The 20630-nt window shown below is 65.2% G+C and carries 17 protein-coding genes; 10 read left to right on the forward strand and 7 right to left on the reverse strand.

The window, feature by feature from the left end:
• Positions 1 to 36 precede the first annotated feature (36 nt).
• A complete protein-coding gene (locus tag HUK72_RS18335; protein ID WP_176598227.1) occupies positions 37 to 900 on the reverse strand; it encodes a TauD/TfdA family dioxygenase in 864 nt (287 codons plus the stop codon).
• Positions 901 to 1150: 250 nt separating this feature from the next.
• Between HUK72_RS18335 and HUK72_RS18340 the strand changes: the two genes are divergently transcribed.
• The 7 genes from HUK72_RS18340 to HUK72_RS18370 all read left to right on the forward strand — a co-directional run bounded on the left by HUK72_RS18340 (position 1151) and on the right by HUK72_RS18370 (position 10700).
• Positions 1151 to 2488 (forward strand): LLM class flavin-dependent oxidoreductase, encoded by a 1338-nt coding sequence (locus HUK72_RS18340; protein WP_176598228.1) that lies wholly within the window; start codon positions 1151 to 1153, stop codon positions 2486 to 2488.
• A gap of 163 nt (positions 2489 to 2651) precedes the next feature.
• A complete protein-coding gene (locus HUK72_RS18345) occupies positions 2652 to 5228 on the forward strand; it encodes a TonB-dependent siderophore receptor (protein WP_176598229.1) in 2577 nt (858 codons plus the stop codon).
• A gap of 4 nt (positions 5229 to 5232) precedes the next feature.
• A complete protein-coding gene (locus HUK72_RS18350) occupies positions 5233 to 6750 on the forward strand; it encodes an FAD-dependent oxidoreductase (protein ID WP_176598230.1) in 1518 nt (505 codons plus the stop codon).
• A 15-nt stretch (positions 6751 to 6765) separates the two neighbouring features.
• Positions 6766 to 7272 (forward strand): RidA family protein, encoded by a 507-nt coding sequence (locus HUK72_RS18355; RefSeq protein WP_176598231.1) that lies wholly within the window; start codon positions 6766 to 6768, stop codon positions 7270 to 7272.
• A 100-nt stretch (positions 7273 to 7372) separates the two neighbouring features.
• Entirely contained in the window at positions 7373 to 8725 is a 1353-nt protein-coding gene (locus tag HUK72_RS18360; RefSeq protein WP_176598232.1) for an LLM class flavin-dependent oxidoreductase, read from the forward strand.
• Positions 8722 to 10314 carry an FAD-binding protein gene (locus HUK72_RS18365; RefSeq protein ID WP_176598233.1) on the forward strand — a complete coding sequence of 531 codons (1593 nt, stop codon included), beginning with the start codon at positions 8722 to 8724 and terminating at the stop codon, positions 10312 to 10314. Before HUK72_RS18360 ends, HUK72_RS18365 begins: the two co-directional genes overlap by 4 nt.
• A complete protein-coding gene (locus HUK72_RS18370) occupies positions 10311 to 10700 on the forward strand; it encodes a 4Fe-4S binding protein (RefSeq protein WP_176598234.1) in 390 nt (129 codons plus the stop codon). The genes HUK72_RS18365 and HUK72_RS18370 overlap by 4 nt, the downstream gene beginning before the upstream one ends.
• Positions 10701 to 11177: 477 nt before the next feature.
• Here HUK72_RS18370 and HUK72_RS18375 read toward each other — a convergent pair whose 3' ends face one another.
• Together HUK72_RS18375 and HUK72_RS18380 are read right to left on the reverse strand one after the other, a co-directional pair.
• The gene (locus HUK72_RS18375) at positions 11178 to 11840 is read right to left on the reverse strand and encodes a peroxiredoxin-like family protein (RefSeq protein WP_176598235.1); all 663 of its coding nucleotides are present in this window, start codon (positions 11838 to 11840) and stop codon (positions 11178 to 11180) included.
• A 159-nt stretch (positions 11841 to 11999) separates the two neighbouring features.
• On the reverse strand, positions 12000 to 12638 hold the full coding sequence (locus HUK72_RS18380) for an amidohydrolase family protein (protein WP_255325864.1): 639 nt from the start codon (positions 12636 to 12638) through the stop codon (positions 12000 to 12002).
• Between HUK72_RS18380 and HUK72_RS18385 the strand changes: the two genes are divergently transcribed.
• The 3 genes from HUK72_RS18385 to HUK72_RS18395 all read left to right on the forward strand — a co-directional run bounded on the left by HUK72_RS18385 (position 12607) and on the right by HUK72_RS18395 (position 16000).
• Complete coding sequence (locus tag HUK72_RS18385) at positions 12607 to 13773, forward strand: NAD(P)/FAD-dependent oxidoreductase (protein ID WP_255325865.1); 1167 nt, start codon at positions 12607 to 12609, stop codon at positions 13771 to 13773. The two genes, HUK72_RS18380 and HUK72_RS18385, sit on opposite strands and share 32 nt — an antisense overlap.
• Positions 13774 to 13863: 90 nt before the next feature.
• A complete protein-coding gene (locus HUK72_RS18390) occupies positions 13864 to 14769 on the forward strand; it encodes a LysR family transcriptional regulator (RefSeq protein WP_176598238.1) in 906 nt (301 codons plus the stop codon).
• 7 nt (positions 14770 to 14776) lie between these two features.
• Complete coding sequence (locus HUK72_RS18395) at positions 14777 to 16000, forward strand: DNA alkylation repair protein (RefSeq protein WP_255325866.1); 1224 nt, start codon at positions 14777 to 14779, stop codon at positions 15998 to 16000.
• A gap of 36 nt (positions 16001 to 16036) precedes the next feature.
• Here the strand turns inward: HUK72_RS18395 and HUK72_RS18400 are convergent, their stop codons facing one another.
• The 4 genes from HUK72_RS18400 to HUK72_RS18415 form a co-directional block, all read right to left on the reverse strand.
• On the reverse strand, positions 16037 to 16765 hold the full coding sequence (locus HUK72_RS18400) for a glucose 1-dehydrogenase (protein WP_176598239.1): 729 nt from the start codon (positions 16763 to 16765) through the stop codon (positions 16037 to 16039).
• A 42-nt stretch (positions 16766 to 16807) separates the two neighbouring features.
• Entirely contained in the window at positions 16808 to 18835 is a 2028-nt protein-coding gene (locus HUK72_RS18405) for an acetoacetate--CoA ligase (RefSeq protein WP_218036172.1), read from the reverse strand.
• A gap of 51 nt (positions 18836 to 18886) precedes the next feature.
• On the reverse strand, positions 18887 to 19708 hold the full coding sequence (locus HUK72_RS18410; RefSeq protein WP_176598240.1) for an alpha/beta fold hydrolase: 822 nt from the start codon (positions 19706 to 19708) through the stop codon (positions 18887 to 18889).
• A 111-nt stretch (positions 19709 to 19819) separates the two neighbouring features.
• Positions 19820 to 20620, reverse strand: a complete 801-nt coding sequence (locus HUK72_RS18415) for an SDR family NAD(P)-dependent oxidoreductase (protein WP_176598241.1) — start codon at positions 20618 to 20620, stop codon at positions 19820 to 19822.
• Positions 20621 to 20630 lie beyond the last annotated feature (10 nt).

A 20630-nucleotide genomic window follows, 5' to 3' on the forward strand; every position in this document is an offset into this window, starting at 1 on the left:
GCGGCGGCGAGAAACCGCAACCGGCCAGTCGAGGAATCAGAGGTTTGCGTAGAGCGGTTCGTCCGCGATCAGGATGCGCTCCAGGACGCGCGGGAAATCGCCATAGTTGCGCACGGCATAATGGACCGCGGCCCGATTGTCCCAGAAGGCGACCGAGTTGGGACGCCAGGAGAAGCGCACCTGATATTCGGGCCGCTTATATTGGCGGATGATCTCCTCCAGCAATTCGCGGCTCTCGGCCAGCTCCACGCCCAATATCTGGGGCCGCTGGGTATAGTTGACCCAAAGAATCTTCTGTCCGGTTTCGCGATGGATGCGCACGATGGGATGGGCGACGATGGGATAGTCATGCCCGGAGCCGGTCAGCGCCTCCCGGAAGTCATGGGTGACATGCAGTCCCTCCAGCCGGGCCTTCACATCGTCCGGCAGGCCTTCATAGGCGAGATGGGCGTCGACCCAGATGGTGTCCCCGCCCACTTCCGGCAGGGTGACGGCGCGCAACACCGCGCCCCAGGTCGGCACCAGCCGCCAGCTCGTGTCGCTGTGATAGCCGTCGCCCGGCTTCACGTCGCGATGGATGCGCTTTTCATATTTGGCCGCATCGACCGCGGCGATCTTGTGGATGGGCGCGATCTTGGGATCGGCGGTGGTGCTGGGATGGGTATAGAGCGGGCCGAAAGCGCCGGCGAAGGCCGCATGCTGGTCGTTGGTGAGCGGCTGGTCGCGGAAGAATATCACCTTGTAGCGCAACAGCGCGGCGCGGATGGCGTCGCGCTGGTCCGGGGAAAGCGGCTTGCTGAGGTCGACGCCGTCGATTTCGGCGCCGATGGTCGGCTGAAGGGGGCGGATGCCGATGATCCCGTCGGCGCGGTCCAGAATATCTGCTGCTGCGGAGGACATATCATCACCTTTCAAGTCGCCGGACAATTCCGTGCCTGACCATTGCTAAGGGACGAATGGGCGGCGCTGTTATGACGATTGGGCGGGCAGGCTTTGAATCTGCCAATATTATTGGCGCGCCTCATCCATTCGGAAAATCCGGTCAACAGTTTTGCAGAACGCATAAGTCGCCGTTCATTACGCGTTGGTCGGCGCGCATCCCGGCATTTAGGTTTCTCACCGCCACTTATTTTTGAGCGAGACAGCGATCATGCCCCACCAGCGTCATATCAAGCTAGGCTTTATCCTGCACGGCGTCGGCCGCACCTGGAACGACTGGCGCCACCCAGACCGCGACGTCAACGCCAGCACCAGCCTGGCCTATTATCAGAAGCAGGCCGCCACCGCCGAGCGCGGCAAGTTCGACTTCCTCTTCGTCGCGGACAGCCTGTCGATCACGGAAAAGTCCAGCCCGCATTATCTCAATCGGTTCGAGCCGATCACCATCCTCTCCGCGCTGGCGGCGACGACGTCGCGCATCGGATTGGTGGCGACGCTGACGGTCAGCTATTCCGAGCCGTTCAACGTCGCGCGCCAGTTCGCCTCGCTCGACCATCTGAGCGGCGGCCGGGCGGGATGGAATATCGTGACGTCCTGGCTGGGCGACACGGCGGCCAATTTCAGCAAGACCGAACATCCGCCCCATGCCGTGCGCTACCGCATCGCCGGGGAATATCTGGACGTGGTCCAGGGCCTTTGGGATAGCTGGGAGGACGGCGCCCATGTCGCGGACAAGGAAAGCGGCCAGTTCGTCGATCCCGACCGGCTCCACCGGCTGGATCATAAGGGCGAATTCTTCCAGGTGCGCGGGCCGCTCAACATCAAGCGGACGCCGCAGGGCCAGCCGGTCATCTTCCAGGCGGGCGCATCGGACGACGGGCGCAACTTCGCAGCGAAGCGGGCGGAGGTCATCTTCACCCATGCCGAGGATGAGGAGGCGGGCCAGGCCTATTATGCCGACGTGAAAGCGCGGGCCAAGGGTTTCGGCCGCGATCCGCACCAATTGTTCATCCTGCCGGGCATCTCGCCCCTCATCGGGGAGACGGACGAGGATGCGGAGGCCCGCTATCGCGAGCTGGCTTCGCTGGAATCGATCGACACGGGTCTTGGTTTCCTGTCGCGGACCTTCAGCGACCATGATTTCCGGCAATATGATCTGGATGCGCCTTTCCCGGATGTCGAGCATATCGGGCTCAACAGCCAACAGAGCGCGACGCTGCGCATATTGGCGCTGGTGCGGTCCGAAAATCTGACCTTGCGGCAAGTGGCAGAGCGGCTGGCGACGCCGCGGGGCGTGTTCGTCGGATCGCCGGAAACGGTGGCGGATCGTTTGCAGCAATGGTTCGAAAGCGGAGCGGCCGACGGTTTCGTCGTGTTCGAGCCGCTGCCAGGCCAACTCGACCTGTTCGTCGACAAGGTGATCCCGATCCTTCAGGCGCGCGGCCTGTTCCGCACCGAATATGAAGGCGCCACCTTCCGCGAGCATCTGGGCCTGGCCCAGCCGGACAATCGCCACAGCAGCAAGGCGGCGGAGAAGAGCGCGGCATGATTGCAGCGCAAGGCCGGTGGGATATGTTCCGCACCGGCCCATCTATGACGAAAACTTGATTGCCTCAGAAATCTACCGATTTAGTAGATAAATAACCATCGGGGCGGGATGAGACCCTATCCCGCCCCGGCGGACCATACGACAATCATAAGCGGGGGACTTCATGCAATCGGTGAAAATCTGGGCCAGGGCCGGCGTGGCTCTGGCGGCGGTGACGCTTGCCCAAGGCGCGCAGGCGCAGCTTCCGCCAGTCGAAAATGCGGCGGCGACCGGAAGCGACCGCGACGCGATCATCGTCACGGGCACGCGCCGGACGGATCGCACGGTCAGCGAATCCGCCGTGCCGGTGGACGTCTTCGGCGCCGACGATCTGGCATCGCAGGCGACCAGTGACATCAAGGCCGCGATCAAGAATCTGGTTCCCTCCTTCAACCTTCAGCGCAATGCGCTGTTCGACGGATCGGCCTTCGTCCGGCCGCCGACGTTGCGCGGCCTGCCGCCAGACGAGACGCTGGTGCTGATCAACGGCAAGCGCGTCCACCGTTCCGCGCTGGTGCAGGTGAGCGGCGGGTCGCTTGCCGCCGGGTCGCAAAGCGCCGATCTGTCCCAGATCCCCGGCGCGGCCGTGCAGCGGGTCGAGGTGCTGCGCGACGGCGCCGCCGCCCAATATGGGTCGGATGCCATTGCCGGCGTCATCAATTTCGCGCTCAAGAGCAATGCGCAAGGGCTGAGCCTCAACGCTCGCTATGGCGAATATTATGAGGGCGACGGACGCGACATCCAGTTGTCGGGGAATTGGGGATTGAAGCTGGGCAATGAAGGCGGCTTCATCAACCTGACCGGAGAATATATCAACGCGCATGACAGCAATCGCGCCGTGCAACGTCCAGACGCGGTGGTGCTGGAAACGCTGGGCTATGACGTCAAACAGCCTGTCACCAAATTCGGCAGCCCCGACACCGAAGCCTATCGTTTCTTCGTCAACGCCGAATTGCCGCTGGGCGACGACGCGCTCTATTTCTTCGGCAATTACGGTTATTCGGATCAGGTCATCGACTTCAACTACCGGCGTCCCGTCGCTGCGACGACGACGGGGCCGAACGGCAGTCCCTTCACCTTCGGCAAGTCGATTTCGCTTTATTATCTCGACCGCAATACCGATGGCACATGGAATGCCGATGGGCGGACCTGGAATGACGCCACTATCTTCCCCAATGGCTTCACCCCGCGGTTCCGCAGCACCAATACGGACATTTCCGCCGTCGGCGGCTATAAGGGCGAGATTGGCGGGCTGCATTATGACGCCAGCATCGGTTACGGCCAGAACCGGATCAAATATTATATCAGCGACACGTTCAACCCGTCACTGGGCCCGGACTCACCGACCGACTTCTATGACGGATCGCTGGAGCAGCGGGAACTGAACGCCAATCTGGACCTCCGCTATCCGCTGGAGATCGGCCTCGCCAGTCCGCTCAACATTGCGGGCGGCGTCGAATATCGACGGGAAAGCTTCCTGATCGGCGCGGGCGACGCGGCTTCCTATACGCAGGGCATCTATGCGTCCCAGACGGTGCGGCGCGCCGACGGTTCGACCTTCCTCGTCACCCATCCGGTCGGGTCCAACGGCTTTCCGGGCTATGGCCCGACCTCGATCGTCGATCGATCCCGCGCCAGCCAGGCGGCCTATCTGGACCTCGAAGTCGACGTAACGCCGCGCTTCACCCTGGGCGGGGCGGTGCGTTACGAACATTATGACGACTTTGGCGGCACGACCAATGTGAAGGCGACGGCCCGCTATGCGCTGAACGACGCCATCGCGTTCCGGGGCGCGGCCAGCACAGGCTTCCGCGCACCGACGCCGGGGCAGCTTTACCTGCGCAACCTGCAAACCTCCTTCATCGGCACCAATCCCGTACCGGTGCAGATCGCCACATTGTCGCCCGAGGACGCCGCCGCCCGATATTATGGCGCGACCTCATTGAAGCCCGAGGAGTCGGTCAATTTCAGCGGCGGTCTGGTCCTGACGCCCACGCCGTCCTTCACCGTCACGGCGGACTATTATAACATCAAGGTGACGAACCGCATCGGACTGACCAGCCGGGTTTCGGTGACGGATGCGGACCGGGTGCAACTGGCAGCGCTGGGCGTGGTCGATCCCAATTCGCTGGGCGCGGTCCAATATTTCACCAATGGTTTCGGCACCCGGACCCAGGGCGTGGACTTTGTGGCGAATTACTGGGCAAATACGGGCTGGGGCAAGTTGGGATCGTCGCTGGCGGTCAATTACAACCGCACGAAGCTCAGCTATCGCCGGACCATCACCTTGCCGGGCGGACGGTCCCTGCAACTGATCGACGACGAGCGCAAGCGCGACATCGAGACGCTGCTCCCCCGCTGGCGCGGCGTCTTCACGCAGACGGCGGAGGTCGGGCCGGTCGATGTCGTCGCCCGCGCCAATTATTTCGGCAAGTTCACCAATAACCAGCTTGCTTCCAATGGCGGAGACAAGACTTTCGGCGCGGAAATTTCCTTCGATCTGGAGGTCGGCGTGAAGGTCGCGGACAAATTCCGCATCGCCGTGGGCGGGGAAAATATCTTCGACAATTATCCCGACCGCGAGACCCGGCTGGTGTACCCTTCCACCGGCGCTCCGGCGAGCGGCTTCATCTATCCCGACGCCTCGCCGCTCGGCGTGCTGGGCGGCTTCTGGTATCTCCGTGTCTCGGCGGAGCTTTAAAGGCGTGGCGCCGCTCGACCGGCGCGCCCTGCTCCGGTCGCTGGGCAGCGCCACGCTCGCGGCGGCGCTTCCCGCTCCGGTCGTTGGTGCGACCCGGACGGACGGGGTGGGAAGCGTCGTCGTCCTGGGCGCGGGCATAGCCGGGCTGGTCGCCGCGAGGGAACTGGAGCAACGCGGCGTCGACGTCACAGTGCTGGAGGCGCGCAGCCGCGTCGGCGGGCGGGTGTGGACGCTGCGCGGCGGCGACAGCTTCACCGACACAGAGGGGACGACGCAGCGGGTCGGCTTTGGCGACGACCTGTATCTGAATGCGGGCGCGGCGCGGATTCCCAGCCATCATGACGCTATTCTCGGCCTTTGCCGGGAACTGCATGTGCCACTGGAGGTGCTGGTGAACAGCAGCCGCAGCGCCTTCATCGCGGATGCCAACGGACCGCTGCGGCTGCGGCAGGCGGCGAACGATCTGCGCGGGCATCTGTCCGCCCTGCTGGAAAAAGCGCTGCGCTCAGGCTCGTTCGACCAGACGCTCGACACGCCGACGCGCAAGGCGTTGGAAAGCTTCCTCGCCAGCTATGGCGATCTGGCGGCGGACGGCCATTATGGCGGCAGCGCCCGGTCGGGGCTGGCGCGGCCGCCGGGCGCCTTCGACCAGGCCCAGCAGGCAGTGGCGCCCCGCACGCTCGACCAGTTGCTCGCCAATCCCAATCTGGCGGGCCTGCTGTTCGAGGAAGAGATAGTGATGCAGGCGACCATGCTGGCGCCCGTCGGCGGCATGGACCACATCCCCCGCGCCCTGGCGGCATCGCTGCGCAAGCCTGTCGTCACCGGGGCGGAGGTGCAGGAGATCCGGCGGTCCGGCGCAGGCGTCAGCATCGTCTGGCGCGATGCGAAGGGTGGCGCGCAGATCGTCCGGGCGGACCGGGCGATCATCACCCTGCCCTTGCCGGTGCTGGCGGGGATCAAGGGCGATTTCAGCGCGCCCGTGCGCCGGGCGATAGCCGCAGCGCAGTATCAGGACACGGTCAAGGTCGCCTTCCAGAGCCGTCCCTTCTGGGAGGAGCAGCAAATCTATGGCGGGCTGTCCTTTGTCGGCGGCGAAACCTCCGTCATCTGGTATCCGTCCGACCGTTTCCAGCAGCCGCAGGCGGTGTTGCTCGCCGCCTATATGGCGCTGGGGGCGGCGAAGAGCTTTGCCCAGCGGCCGATCCCGGAACAGGTCGCGCTGGCGCGCGCCGCCGTGGAGCGCATCCATCCTGGTCATGGCGCGGACCTGCAATCGCCGGTCGTCGTCAACTGGCGCAAGATACCGCATAATCTGGGGCCATGGCTGGATTGGAGCGGTGACGGCAACAGCCTGGACGATTTCCGCCTGCTCAACCAGCCGGAAGGGCCTTTCCTGTTCGCGGGCAGCCATTTGTCCCAATATTCGGGCCATTGGCAGGAGGGCGCCGTGCTTTCCGCCCGGCGCGCAGCCGATATAGTGGCGCCGTCCGGCGCAAGCATCACGCCCCGTCACGCCTGAAAGAAGGAGAATATCATGCCGCAGCCTTTCCTACGTCCCCTCGCCGCCCTGGGTCTGCTGGTCGGCGGCGCGGGCAGCGCCCATGCCGCATCGGCGGTGGTCCGTCACGGCGCAGACGGCCCTTCGCCCATATTGACCGGCGTCACCGTGCCGGCCGGGGCGGAGACGCTCTATCTCAGCGGACAGGTGCCGCCCGTCGCGGACAAGGCGGCCGATCCGGCGACGCCCGCCGCCTATGGCGACACGCGGACGCAGACCATCGGCATCTTCCGGAAGATCGAGGCGCTGCTGGCGGCGCAAGGCTATGGCCTGAAGGATGTGGTCAAGCTGACCGTCTTCCTGGTCGGTGATCCGACGCTCGGCGGCAAGCAGGATTTCAAGGGCTTTTCGGAAGGCTATGCCCAGTTCTTCGGCACGGCCGCGCAGCCCAACAAGGTCGCCCGGTCGACGGTGCAGGTCGCCGCGCTCGCCAATCCGGGCTTTCTGGTGGAAATAGAGGCGACCGCCGTCAAGGCGAAATAAACCCTTCTGTTCAGAAGCTTCAAACAGCCTATGAGAAGGCCTCGTTGGTCACTGCCCCGCCGCCTGGTCTAGACTTCCCCCATATTCGGAGGATTTGGACATGGCGGAAACGGCAGAACGGCAATTGCATCTTGGCGCGATATTGGAAGGGGTCGGGGCCGACCATGTCAGTTGGCTCGATCCCGACCTGCCGGGCGATGCCAGCATCGATATAGACTGGTATATCGACAATGCCCGGGCAGCGGAGGCGGCGAAGTTCGACCTCGTCTTCATCGTGGATTCGCCCTATATCACGCCCGACACAGCGCCGCATTTCCTGAACAGGCTGGAGCCGCTGACTTTGCTCTCGGCGGTGGCGGCGTCGACATCGCGTATCGGCCTGGTGGGCACGCTCACCACCTCCTATTGGGAGCCCTATAATGTGGCGCGGCAATTCGGGTCGCTCGACCAGATCAGCCGGGGCCGGGCGGGGTGGAATGTCGTCACCACGGGGCTGGAGGGCGCCGCCCGCAACTATGGGCGGGAGGAGCATTTCGATCACAAGGTCCGCTATGCCCGCGCCCGCGAATTCGTCGATGTCGTGCAGGGCCTGTGGGACAGCTATGAGGATGACGCCTTCCCGCGAGACCGTGCGGCGGGCGTCTTCCTCGACAAGAGCAAGCAGCACCGTCTGGACCATAAGGGCGCGCATTTCTCCGTCGCGGGGCCGCTCGCGCTCAGCCGGTCGCCGCAGGGACAGCCGGTGATCTTCCAGGCCGGGGACAGCCATGAAGGCCGCAATCTGGGCGCGGCCATTGCGGAAGGCACCTTCACCAGCGGCGAGAATTTCGAAACGAGCCGCGCTTATTATGCCGACCTCAAGACGCAGGCCGCGGCGCAGGGGCGCAATCCGGACCTCATCAAGATCCTGCCGGGGCTGGTGCCGATCATCGCGGAGACCGATGAGGAGGCGCAGGCCATCGCCGCCGCGGCGCAGCAGGCGCTGGACGTCGACAAGCTGCTGGTGCAGATCGGCCGGGCGTTCAACTATCATGATTTTTCCGGCTATGATCTGGACGCGCCCTTCCCCGACCTCAGCGGCGTGACGCTGAACAGCTATAAGGGTCATGCCGAGCGCATCATCCGGGAGGCGCAAGAGCAGAAGCTGACGCTGCGTCAGGCGGCTTATCGCTTCGGCCAGTGGCGGTCGGACTTTGTGGGATCGCCCGAAACCATCGCCAATGAGATCGAGCGCTGGTTCACCGGGCGGGCCGCCGACGGCTTCCTGCTGCGCGTGACCCGGCCGAAGGACTTCGCCCTGTTCCGCGAGCGGGTGGTGCCGATCCTGCAGGCGCGCGGGCTGTTCCGCAGCGATTATGCGCACCGGACATTGCGCGGCCATCTGGGCCTGCCGGTTCCGGAAAACCGCCATGCGCGGGCGTCGCAAGAGCCTGCCGCAATCGCCGCCGAATGACGGATCGGCGGATCGATCTTCAGGCCGACGTGCTGATCGTCGGCGGCGGCATGGCGGCCTGCTGGGCGGCCATCGCCGCCGCGCAGGCGGGCGCCGACGTGCTGCTGGTGGACAAGGGGTTCGTCGGCACCAGCGGCGTCACCGCGACCGGCGGTCCCAACCATTGGTGGGTCGCCCCGGAACCCGGCAAGCGCGAGGCCGCCGTGGAAGAGCGTCATGCGCGCAGCTTCGGCCTGGCCGAGCGGCGATGGATGGCGCGCATCATCGAGGAAAGCTGGGCCGCCCTGCCCACCCTTGCCCGCTATTATCCGTTCGGCGGCGACGGCAGGGGCGGCACCTTTTATGCGGGCGTGCGCGGCCCGGAATATATGCGGGCCTTGCGCCATCATGCGACCGATGCAGGGGTCCGGATTCTCGACCATCATCCGGCGCTGGAACTGCTGGTGCACGACGACGGCGCGGTTGCGGGCGCGGCCGGGCATGCGCGCCTGACCGGGGAATCCTGGCGCGTTCGGGCAGGCGCGGTGGTGATGGCGACGGGCGGATGCGCTTTCCGGTCGGGCCTGATCGGCAGCCATGGCAATACGGGCGACGGGCTGCTCATGGCGACGGAGGCAGGGGCCTCCCTGTCCGGCATGGAATTTTCCGTTTTCTATTCGCTCTCCCCCGCCTGGAATTCCACGCGCACCCTGCCCTATTTCGCGGCCCGCTTCTTCGACCGCGAAGGCCGGGAGCTGGATATTCCGCCGCCGATGAGCGGAGAAGCCGCCCATTTCAAGGCCCTGGCGACGGCGATGATGGCGGGGCCGGTGACGGCCGACCTCAGCGACGCGCCGGAGGGGTTGAAGCCGATATTGCGGCGCATCCAGCCCGCCTCCCCTACGCCCTTCGATCGGCGCGGGCTGGATATTTTCCGCGACCGGTTCGAGATCAAGCTGTTCGGGGAAGGCACTGTGCGCGGGACTGGCGGGCTCCGGATCGTGGACGAGGATTGCCGGACCAGCCTTGCCGGCCTTTATGCCGCGGGCGACAGCGCGACCCGCGAACTGGTGGCGGGCGCGACGAGCGGCGGCGGCGCGCAAAATGCCGCCTGGGCGCTGACGTCGGGCCGGATTGCGGGCGCGGCGGCGGCCAGGCGCGCAAAACGCGACGGCAGGCGTCTCGCCGCATCGGCGCGGGCCGTGGGTCAAGCGGGCCTGCGCCCGGCGTCCAGCCCGCGCCCAGTCGATCTGGCGGCGATCCTGCCGGTGGTGCAGTATGCCGCCATCGGCTATGACGCCGCCCTCTGGCGCAGCGCCGCGAAGCTGGAGCAGGCACGCGACGAACTGGACGCGGCCTGGCGGGCGCTGGCCGATCATGGCCATGGCGCGGGTTTGGAGAGGGTCGCGCTGCGCGAGCATGTCGCCATGGTCGCCGCCGCGCGCTGGATGACGGCCGCGGCACGCGCCCGCGATGAGAGCCGGGGCATGCATATGCGCGTGGACCGTCCCGCCACCGAAGCGGCCTTCGCCAGTCGCCTGCTGACCGGCGGAACGGATAAGGTCTGGACCCGCTTCGAAACCCCCGCCTTGCAGGAGGCCGCCGCATGATCGCCCATATTTTCGAAGACCGGTGCACGGGCTGCAACGCGTGCGTTTCGGCCTGCCCCACCCATGTGCTGGACGCCGGGGCGGACGGCCCGCCCCGCATAGCGCGGCTCGACCAGTGCCAGACCTGCTTCCTGTGCGAACTTTATTGCGAAACCGACGCCATCTATGTCGGGCCGGACCAGAGGCAGAGCGAAACCCTGTCGCCGGAGGCGATCCTGGCGTCCGGACAATTGGGCCGCCTGCGGCACGATCATGGCTGGGGGCGCGAGCCGGAACCGGGCAGCACCGGGCATTTGCATGACTTCTGGCAACTCGGCCCACTGCTGCGCGAAGGCGCGGAGATCGCGGCGCGGCGCTATGCCGAACGCCATGCGGAAGGCGCTTAGGGAAGGCCGGGCAAGCCGAAACCCGCGATCCGCTCGGACAGCGGACTAGCGGGTCATACCGAGTTCAGCTCTAGGCTGCGTGGACAAATTCGGAATGTCGGGAAATGGCCAGCCGCCATTCAGCGATACGTGCTCCTGCGAAGGCAGGAGCCCAGTTTAGACGGTTAGAGGACACACTGAGGGCGGGACTGGGCTCCTGCCTTCGCAGGAGCACGTTTTGCTTCAAGGAGCGGACGGTCCGCCTTCTACTCAAATCACTCAGTCCGACGAGTCTTGAATTTGTCCACGCCGCCTAGAATGTGTGGGGATTCAGTGCAGGGCGAGGCGATCCGAAGACCAGCGCAGCTAAAATGGTAGATTTCGAGAACCTCAAAACGAGCCACTTGCCTCGTTTCGACGCTGCGTACTTCAAGCACCGGAGGCGCAGAAAGCCGCGATTTGCAGCCCGCCATGGGCTGAACCCACACACACTATAGGTCAGTCGCGATATTGGTCGACATGATGGAGGACCGTGTCCGCCTCCGGCCGGTCCAGCCAATCGGGGCTGACCTGCAACCAGCGCAGGACGCGTCCGGCACCGAGCAGGAGGAAGGCTGGCTGGGGCAATTCCCAACTGCCCGTGCCCGTGACTTCACCGATCCAGCCGGACGGCGGCGGCGACGGGCGGTGATCGGGCTGGAAGCTGATATGCAGCAGCCGCGCCAGCGCATTGTCGGCATCGGTCGCGACCTGGAAGGGCAGATCGTGCCGCGCCTTGATTTCGCGCAGGAGCAGGGGCGGCTGCGGGCTCAACGCCACGAGCGGAATACCCCTCTGCCTCAGCGCCGGAAACAGGGATTCGGCATAATAGGGCAAGGCGATGTTGCAGGCCGGACAGCCCGCATAGCGAAAGAAGACGAACAGCGCCGCGCCGCCCGCGGTGAGGGCGTCCAGGCTCAGCGTCTCGCCATCCACTTCTTCGAAGGACAAGGGCGGCAGCACCGTGCCCGGCTGGGCCACGGCGGCGGGGTCGAAACGCTCCACCAACTGATTGCGTTGCCGCGCATTGCCCTCAAGCTGCGCCGGGGGCCAGCTCCTCTCGCGCTCCGCCTGCAGGGCAGCATAGCGGGACCTGAGCGTTTCGTTGACTGTGGTGGCCATGATGATCTCCTTCGCCGTGCAGGCCCCTTTTTGGCGACGGCGGCCGGGCGTCGCCAATGAGACTTGGCCCGCCAATCACGAAGAATCTTCATAGATGCCGTTTTCGCGTTCGGGTGAGCGCGTGGACCTTACGGTTTGAACCGTTCAATGCTCCGCCGGCTATGCCAGATCGTATAATTGCATCGCGGTGCCGCCCAATATCGCCTTTGCCTGATCTGCGGGGACGGCGCCCAATATCTGCTCGATGATTTCCGCCGTATAGCCGTGCGTGCCCTCATTATGAGGATAGTCGTTCGACCACATGACCCGGTCGGCCCCGATATAGTCGATCAGTCCCAGGCCGACCTTGTCGGACATGATGGTGGCATAGCAATGCCGCTGCCAATATTCGGTCGGACGCCGCTCCAGCTTGGGCTGAAGCAGCTTGCCCCATCCGTCGCAGGCCATTTCGGCATCCTGCAGCATGCCGGGTATCCAGTTGATATTCGCCTCCGCGAACACGATCCGGAGCGGGGGATGACGGTCGAAGATCCCGCCGAACATCAACTCGCCCATATTGCGCCGGAACGGCATGAAGGTCGACAGGACCACCGTTCCTATGCCGCCCGGCTCCTCCAATGCGGCGCTGGCATTTTCACCGACATGGTAGTTGATCGGCAATCCGGCCTCCTCGGCGGCCTGCCAGAGCGGTTCCATCTCCATGCTGGCATAGAGGATGGGCTTGCCCTCGACATTCTTGCCCGTCGGCAGCGCGCAGGTCGCGGCGATGCTGCGGACGCAGAAGTTCGAGGGCAGCATCGCGATCGTCGGTGACGAAACCGAGCTGCCCTATGAACGGCCGCCGCTGTCGAAGGAATATTTCGCGGGCGAGAAGACGTTCGAGCGCATTCAGCTCCGCCCCGCCAGATATTGGGAGGAACGGTCGGTCTCCCTGCTTCTGGGCCAGCGCGTCGTCGGCATCGATCCTCTCGCGCATGAGGTCCGCACCGGCAGCGGCGCGACGATCGGCTATGGCAAGCTTGTCTGGGCGACCGGCGGATCGCCGCGCATGCTGCCAGTACCCGGCGGCGACCTGCCGGGCGCGCAGGGCGTGCGCACCAGGGCCGATGCCGACGCCCTGAAGGCGGCGTCGGAGACCGCGAGGCAGATCGTGGTGATCGGCGGCGGATATATCGGGCTTGAGGCCGCGGCGGTGCTGACCAAGGCGGGGAAGAAGGTGGTGTTGCTGGAGGCGCTGGATCGCGTGCTGGCGCGCGTGGCGGGCGAAGAGCTCTCGCGCTTCTACGAGCAGGAGCATCGCGGCCATGGCGTGGACCTGCGGCTCGGCGTTACTGTTCAGGCGATCGAGGGTGAGGATCATGTGACCGGCGTGCGGCTCACGGACGGCGAAGTCATCCCCGCCGATCTGGTGGTCGTCGGCATCGGCATCATCCCGGCGGTGGAGCCGTTGATCGCGGCAGGCGCGCAGGGCGGGAACGGCGTCCTGGTCGACCGGCATTGCAGGACGAGCCTCCCCGACATCTATGCGATAGGCGATTGCGCGGCGCATGCGAACGATTTTGCGGAAGGGGCGGTCATCCGCCTCGAATCCGTCCAGAACGCTAATGATCAGGCGAATGTCGTCGCCAGGGGCATTTGCGGCGACGAAATCCCCTATCATGCGATCCCCTGGTTCTGGTCGAACCAATATGATTTGAGGCTGCAGACCGCGGGACTTTCGACCGGGCACGACCAGGCGGTGCTGCGCGGCGATCCTTCGACGCGCAGCTTTTCCGTCGTCTATCTGAAGGCCGGCCGGGTGATCGCGCTCGACTGCGTGAACGCAGCCAGGGATTATGTGCAGGGGCGCATGATCGTGAGCGCCGCGCTGGAAGTCGCGCCCGATCTGCTCGCGGATGCGGACAGGCCGCTCAAGGAGTCACTGCCGTCCTGACCCTGACGAAACCACGCCTGTCCCGGCCCGGACGACCAGCCGGAGGTCGCGGGCAAGGATGCGACGCGTGGCGGTGCGATGGCCGGCATCATGTATAAAACCTCCCTTCACGAGCTGGACGCGGTCATCGCCATCGCCCGCCGCACCTCCTTCCGGGGCGCCGCGCGCGAGCTTGGCATTTCGACCACCGCGCTGAGCAATGCCGTGGCCAAGCTGGAAGCGGGGCTGGGCGTGCGCCTGTTCACCCGGACCACGCGGAGCGTTTCCCTTACCGACGCCGGACGCACCTTCATCGAACAGGTCGGTCCCGCCTTGTACGACATGCACGGCGCCCTGGAGACCGTGCGGTCCCATCAGGCGTCACCTTCAGGGACGCTGCGCATCAACAGCTCGGCCAGCGCCGCACGCGAGATACTTGCCCCACTCGTGCTCGAATTCCTCCGCCGTCACCCCAAGGTTCATATAGACCTCGTCACGGAAGGGCGGCTTGTCGACGTGGTGGCGGAAGGTTTCGACCTGGGCGTCAGGGTCGCGGAATTGGTGCCAAGCGACATGATCGCCGTCCCGCTGGGCCGCCCGCAGCGCTTCGCCGTCGTCGGCTCTCCCGACTATTTCAAGGATCACCCGGTTCCGCTGGTGCCGCCCGACCTTCTCCATCATCGATGCGTCAAGATCCGGCTGCCTGACGGCGAGCCCTTCAAATGGCGGTTCGAGAAGAATGGACGGGTTGCCGAGATCGACGTGCGCGGGCCGATGACGCTGGATGAGGCGAGTCTCGCCCGGGCCACCGTCATGAGCGGCATCGGCCTTGCCTTCTTCATAGAGGCCGATGTGCGGGCCGACGTGGAAGCTGGCCGACTGATCGAGGTGCTGACCGACTGGACGCCGCCGCGAACGCCGCTTTGCCTCTATTATCCCCGCCGGCGCAGTCCCTCCGCCGCGCTCAAGGCCTTTGTCGGCCTCGCGCGCGAAATCCAGGCCCGGACGCCGGCATGAGATTCGCATGCGGGCAACGCGGAGCAGCCTTGCGGCGATGGCCAAGATCGACGAACGGGACATCGACGAACGGGACAGGGCAGCGCATGCCCCTGGCCAAGCGGAGGATAGACAATTTATGACGGATGCGGCTTCTCCCGCTCTTCTGAAGGATATACTCGGCCCGCAAGCATTGGCGAGGATCGCGGAAGCGGGCCGGCTCGCCTCGCCGCGCTTCGATGATGCCCTGTTTATGGCGAAGGCTGGCGAGGGCCTTACGGCGCTGTCGATCATCGAGCGCGTCCGCCATATTGCCGACGCTTTGGCGCCCGCTCTGCCGGCCGGTTACGCGGCGGCGCTGGAGGTCATACGCGCAATGGCGCCCCATCTGTCGCACGGCTTCCAGGCCGTCGCGCTGTGCGAATATGTCGCCCGCCATGGCCTTCATGATTTCGACCGGTCGATGGCGGCCTTGGCGGACCTTACGCGCTTTGGCTCCGCCGAATTCGCCATCCGGCCATTTCTCGAACAGGATGCCCGGCGGACCCTGGCCGTCATGCTGGGCTGGAGCGGGAGTAAGGACGAACATGTGCGCCGCCTGGCCAGCGAGGGCTGCCGTCCCAGACTGCCCTGGGCGACGCGCGTGACGGCGTTGAAGCGCGACCCGACGCTGGGCGCGCCGATCCTGGAGGCGTTGAGGAGCGATCCCAGCGTCTATGTCCGCAAATCCGTGGCGAACCATCTCAACGACATCGCCAAGGATCGTCCCGATTGGGTGCTCGATCGCCTGGACCAGTGGCCGCAAGACGATCCGGGGACGAAGTGGATCATTCGCCACGCCTTGCGCACGCTGATCAAGCAGGGGGAGTCCCGCGCATTGGCGCTGATCGGCGCCGGTTCCCGTGCAGAGGTGGAGGTCCGCCATTTTTCGGTCGCGCCGGACGTCGTGCGGTTGGGCGACAGGATCGCCATCGGCGTCGACCTCGCCTCCACGTCCGACCGGCCCCAGCGGCTGGTCGTGGATTACCGCCTTCATTATGCGCGCGCCGCCGGCAAGACGGCAGCGAAGACTTTCAAGCTGCGGACCTTCGATCTCGCGCCCGGCAAAGCCGCCCGTCTGAACATCCAGCAGACGATCCGGGACTTCAGCACGCGCCGCCATCATGCGGGCACGCATGTGGTGGAGCTTGTCGTCAATGGGCAGACGCTCGATCGCGCCACGTTCGATCTCGCAACCGATGCCGAGCCATGAAAACACAGATTGGCGACCGGCGGATGCCCAGCGGGATCAGATCTGAGCCCGTCCGCCATCCGCGAATAATTCCACGCCCGCGATAAAGCTGGAATCATCCGACGCCAGGAATAGAGCCGCCTTGGCGATCTCCTCGCTGCGTCCCAATCTGCCGATCGGAATGCTTGCCACCAGCCTGGCGATTGTTTCGGGCGAATGATGTTGGAAAATCGGCGTATCCGTCGGCCCTGGACTCAAGACATTCACGCGAATGCCCCGGTCCTTCAGTTCAAGCGTCAGGGTACGGGCCAGATTGCGTACCGCGGCCTTGCTGGCGCCATAGATTCCGAATGTCGGCGTCGCCTTTGTCCCGGCGACGGAGCCGGTGAAGATGATCGAGCCGCCATCGTTGAACAGCGGCAATGCCTTTTGCACGCTGAAGATCACGCCTTTGACATTGACGCCGAAGATCTTGTCGACATGCGCTTCGTCCACCTCCGCCATCGGCGCGATGTCGCCAACTCCGGCATTGGCGAAAAGAATGTCGATGCGCCCGGCATTGCCCACGGTCTCGTAAAGCCGATCGAGGTCCGGCATGCTGGCGACGTCCGCGCGAATGGCCGTGATCGCGCCGCCAATGGTTGAAACGGCGCGGTCCAGCTCCTCTTGCCGGCGGCTGGTGATGAATACCCGCGCGCCTTCCTCGACGAAGAGCTTGGCGCTGGCCAGTCCTATGCCACTCGACCCGCCGGTGATGACGGCGTTCTTGCCGCTCAATTTTCCCATGCCCTTCATCCTCCTGGTGCGTATTCTTGGCGGGAGGCCGGATCAATTGCCTCGAAACTGTGCAGCCTTGGCGATATACCAGTCCACCACATGCGGGTTCGACATCGCTTCCCGGCTCAGGACGGAAGCGGCATCCTGCCCTAAGAACAGCTTCTTCATCGGGACTTCCTGCTTCTTGCCCGAAAGCGTCCTGGGAATCTCGGGCGCGCAGATGATGTCATCCGGCAGGAAGCGCGGCGACAGGCCCGTGCGGATCGCGTCACCGATCCGCGTGGCGAGCGCCTGATCAAGCGCCTGTCCCTCCCGCAGCACGACAAACAGCAGCAATCGCCCGTCCTGTCCCAGAAATTGCAGGTCCAGCACCATGGAATCCAACACTTCCGGAATCGCTTCCACGCAATTGTAGATTTCGCTGGTGCCCATCCGGACGCCATGCCGGTTGATCGTCGCATCGCTCCGCCCGTAGATGATGCAACTGCCGTCCGGGAGTATCCTGATCCAGTCGCCATGGCACCAGATGCCCGGATATTTTTCGAAATAGCTGGATGAATATCGCTGATCGTCCCGGTCTCCCCAGAAATAGAGCGGCATGCCGGGCGCCGGCCTGACGCAGACCAGCTCACCGACCTGATCGATCACCGCCTCGCCGCTGTCATTCCAGGCTTCGACGGCGGAACCGAGTTCACGGCATTGCAGCCGGCCCGCTATCAGCGGAAGCTCCCGATTGCCGGTGCAGAAGGCGCCGCTGAGATCGGTGCCGCCCGAGACATTGTACCACCAGAGATCGGGCGTTCCGATCCGCTCGAATTGCCGCTGCGCCCAGAGCTGCACCTCTTCCGGCAGGGGCGATCCGGTGGCGCCCAGCGCCCGGATCGAGGAGAGGTCGCCGCAGCGATCGAGGTCCAGGCCCGCCTTCATGCAATTGCCGTGATAGGCGGCTCCCGCCCCCAGGAACGTGACCTTGTGGCGCGCCGCGAAACGCCACAGCACGCCCCAATCGGGCCGGTCCTTCGTGCCGCTCGGGCTGCCGTCGAACAGGCAGATGGTCGTTCCGGAAAGCAGTCCCTCGACCTGGGCATTCCACATCACCCAGCCGGTCGACGTGAACCAGTGGAAACGTTCCGCGAAATTATTCTCGCTGTAACTGGGGCCGTGGTCCTTGTGCAGGATGTTGACCAGGGCGGAGACAAGCACGCCCCCCTGCCCATGGACGATCGCCTTCGGCTTGCCCGTCGTGCCGCTCGAATAGAGGATCCAGATCGGATGGCTGAAGTCCAGCCATTCCGGCTCGAACGCCCACACGGCGGCATCGTCGCGGGCGGCGACCGCCGCGAACTGCATTTCGGCGGGCACTCGTCGTTCGGCATAAGGGGTTTCGATCAAGAGCAGGGCGGTGACGCTTGGCAAGGACGCGCGCAGCTCCGACAGGAATGCGCTTCGGTCCAGCGACTTCCCGGCATAGCGCACGCCGTCCACGGCGATCAGCACCTTCGGTTCGATCTGGGCGAAACGGTCGAGCACGGCCTGCGCGCCCATATCCGGCGCGCAAAGGCTCCAGATCGCGCCCAGGCTTGAGCAAGCGAGGAACGCTATCACCGCTTCCGGACCGTTGGGCAGATAGGCGGCGACGCGGTCTCCGGCAACGACCCCATGCTCCCGCAATGCGACGGCGAGCGCATAAGCCTGGCGCCTCAGCTCGCCCCAGCCGATCCGGCGAACCTCGCCCGCTTCATTTTCGGCAATGATCGCAGGCTGCCCGGCGGCGTCGGCGGCCTCGACATGACGGAAGACATGCCGCGCATAATTGACCCGGGCGCCTTCGAACCAAGTCGCGCCCGGCATCTTCTCCTCCCCCAGCACCTTTTCGAAAGGCGTCGGGGATTCGATCCGGTTATAGGCCCAGATGCTTCGCCAGAAGGCGTCGAGGTCCGTGACGGACCAGCGCCACATCGCCTCATAATCCTGGAAGCTCAGCCCAACCGACTGGCGGAGCCATTCGCGGTAGAGGGCGAGCTGGGGCACGGGCTGGGAGGACGTCATGGCGGCGAAGCTCCGAAAGGGGTAACGCATGGGCGCGCCCGCCGGAGACAATCCGGCGGGCGCCGATCATCGGTCCGGCGATCAGCCAAGATCCTGCACGAACCGGATGACTTCGCGGGCGGCAAGCTCGGGCGCTTCCAGCGGCAGCATATGGCCTTCGGTCGAGAAGCAGACCTCCTTGGAATTCGGCAGCGGCCGAAGGGTGGCGCGCTGCTCGTCATTGCTGACGATAACGTCCCGCCCGCCCGTGACGCCCAGCACCGGCAGGCTGATCTCGGAAAGCCTGTCGGTGATGTTGATCGACGGATATTCGTGCCAGAAATAGGTTTTATGAACCTTGAGGTCCATCATCACGACGGCATCGAGGACATGCCCGAACTGGCCGGCGGCGGGCGGGCGCATGTACATGCCGGCGAACAAGGGCTCCATCGTCTCCCGGTCCTGGCCCTTGGTCGAGATGGTGGCCTTTACCTCGTCAGGGGTGGCGCCCCCGCCGCTCGCCGCCGCCGGCGCCAACAGGCTGAGCGCCCGGAAGGTGCCGGGATGATGGAGTTCGGTGAGGAGCCCCATGAACCCCCCATAGGAATGGCCGGCATGCACGGCGCCCGACAGGCCGAGATTGGAAACGGCGGCCGCGATGTCATCCGCCATTTGCGTGAAGGTCCATCCCTCGACCAGATGCGCGGACGCTCCATGGCCTCGCGTATCGAGCGCGTAGATGGTGAAGGCTTGCTGGAGATGGCCGTACAGATCCCGGTAGAGCGGTCCGGTCGACCGCAGCGAATAGCCATGGATCATGACGAGCGGCGGTTTTCCCGATCCCTCTCCGATCACTTCATAGCCAAGCGCGGCGCCCGGCACATCGACATAACGGATTGCGCTGTTATCGCTTTGGGTCGTCATCAGGGGCCTCTCGTTCATTGCCATCGCTCGAAACCTAATCCTCCCGCCGATGCCAACAATGGCGAGTCCGGGCAAAGTGCGGGTCTTGTTTGCCCTCACCGATGGCGGGCATCATTCGTAATTGACGCGCCCGCCCGCGATCATTCCGCCGTCCACCACCAGCTCATGGCCGTTCACATGCCGTCCTTCCTCCCCGGCAAGATAAACAGCCGCGCGGGCGATGTCATCGGGCGTGCCACTGCGCCTCACGGGCGTGGCCTTGGCGAGCGCGGCTTCCAGTTTCGCCAGTTTGGCGGCGGCATGACCAGGTTCGAGCGATGCCGCCGCGGCTGACCCGCCGAAGAAGATCGGCGTCGCGACCGCGCCCGGCGCGATGCTGTTCACCGTGATGCCATGGCCGCCCAACTCGATCGCGGCAAGGCGCGTCGCATGCGCGACGCCCGCTTTCGCGATGCTGTAGAGATAGTCGCCCATATGGCCGCGCAGCCCGGCGACGCTGGTCGTGTTGATGATCCGGCCGCCGCCTTGCGCCCGCATCACCGGCGCGGCGTGCTTCATGCCGAAAAGGACGCTTCCCAGCAGCAGGTCCATCGACGTGGCGAAGTCTGCCCCGGTAATCGACTCGACATCGCCCGGCGTGCCGGACCCGGCATTGTTGAAGAGGATGTCCAGCCGCCCGAAGCGGGACCGGGTGGCGGCGATGGCCGCTTCGACCGCCTTCTCGCCGGCGATGTCGCCCTGAACGAAGGCAACGCCTTCGCCCAGTTCGGCGGCCAGCTCATGCCCCTTGTCGGAGCGCCCGGCGATCATGACCGACGCGCGCTGATCCACGAACAGGCGAACGGTCGCCTCCCCGATCCCGCTGGTCCCGCCCGTGATGAGCGCGACCTTTCCCGCCAGTCTCTTCGTCATGGCCCGCCCT

Origin of the sequence: Sphingobium sp. 15-1, from assembly GCF_013375535.1 — a bacterium.
GTDB lineage: Bacteria > Pseudomonadota > Alphaproteobacteria > Sphingomonadales > Sphingomonadaceae > Sphingobium > Sphingobium aromaticivastans.

Coding starts and splice junctions, on each gene's coding strand:
- HUK72_RS18335 (WP_176598227.1), bottom strand. CDS start 900: ATGTCCTCCGCAGCAGCAGATATTCTGGACCGCGCCGACGGGATCATC.
- HUK72_RS18340 (WP_176598228.1), top strand. CDS start 1,151: ATGCCCCACCAGCGTCATATCAAGCTAGGCTTTATCCTGCACGGCGTC.
- HUK72_RS18345 (WP_176598229.1), top strand. CDS start 2,652: ATGCAATCGGTGAAAATCTGGGCCAGGGCCGGCGTGGCTCTGGCGGCG.
- HUK72_RS18355 (WP_176598231.1), top strand. CDS start 6,766: ATGCCGCAGCCTTTCCTACGTCCCCTCGCCGCCCTGGGTCTGCTGGTC.
- HUK72_RS18360 (WP_176598232.1), top strand. CDS start 7,373: ATGGCGGAAACGGCAGAACGGCAATTGCATCTTGGCGCGATATTGGAA.
- HUK72_RS18365 (WP_176598233.1), top strand. CDS start 8,722: ATGACGGATCGGCGGATCGATCTTCAGGCCGACGTGCTGATCGTCGGC.
- HUK72_RS18370 (WP_176598234.1), top strand. CDS start 10,311: ATGATCGCCCATATTTTCGAAGACCGGTGCACGGGCTGCAACGCGTGC.
- HUK72_RS18375 (WP_176598235.1), bottom strand. CDS start 11,840: ATGGCCACCACAGTCAACGAAACGCTCAGGTCCCGCTATGCTGCCCTG.
- HUK72_RS18385 (WP_255325865.1), top strand. CDS start 12,607: ATGCTGCGGACGCAGAAGTTCGAGGGCAGCATCGCGATCGTCGGTGAC.
- HUK72_RS18380 (WP_255325864.1), bottom strand. CDS start 12,638: ATGCTGCCCTCGAACTTCTGCGTCCGCAGCATCGCCGCGACCTGCGCG.
- HUK72_RS18390 (WP_176598238.1), top strand. CDS start 13,864: ATGTATAAAACCTCCCTTCACGAGCTGGACGCGGTCATCGCCATCGCC.
- HUK72_RS18395 (WP_255325866.1), top strand. CDS start 14,777: ATGCGGGCAACGCGGAGCAGCCTTGCGGCGATGGCCAAGATCGACGAA.
- HUK72_RS18400 (WP_176598239.1), bottom strand. CDS start 16,765: ATGGGAAAATTGAGCGGCAAGAACGCCGTCATCACCGGCGGGTCGAGT.
- HUK72_RS18405 (WP_218036172.1), bottom strand. CDS start 18,835: ATGCGTTACCCCTTTCGGAGCTTCGCCGCCATGACGTCCTCCCAGCCC.
- HUK72_RS18410 (WP_176598240.1), bottom strand. CDS start 19,708: ATGACGACCCAAAGCGATAACAGCGCAATCCGTTATGTCGATGTGCCG.
- HUK72_RS18415 (WP_176598241.1), bottom strand. CDS start 20,620: ATGACGAAGAGACTGGCGGGAAAGGTCGCGCTCATCACGGGCGGGACC.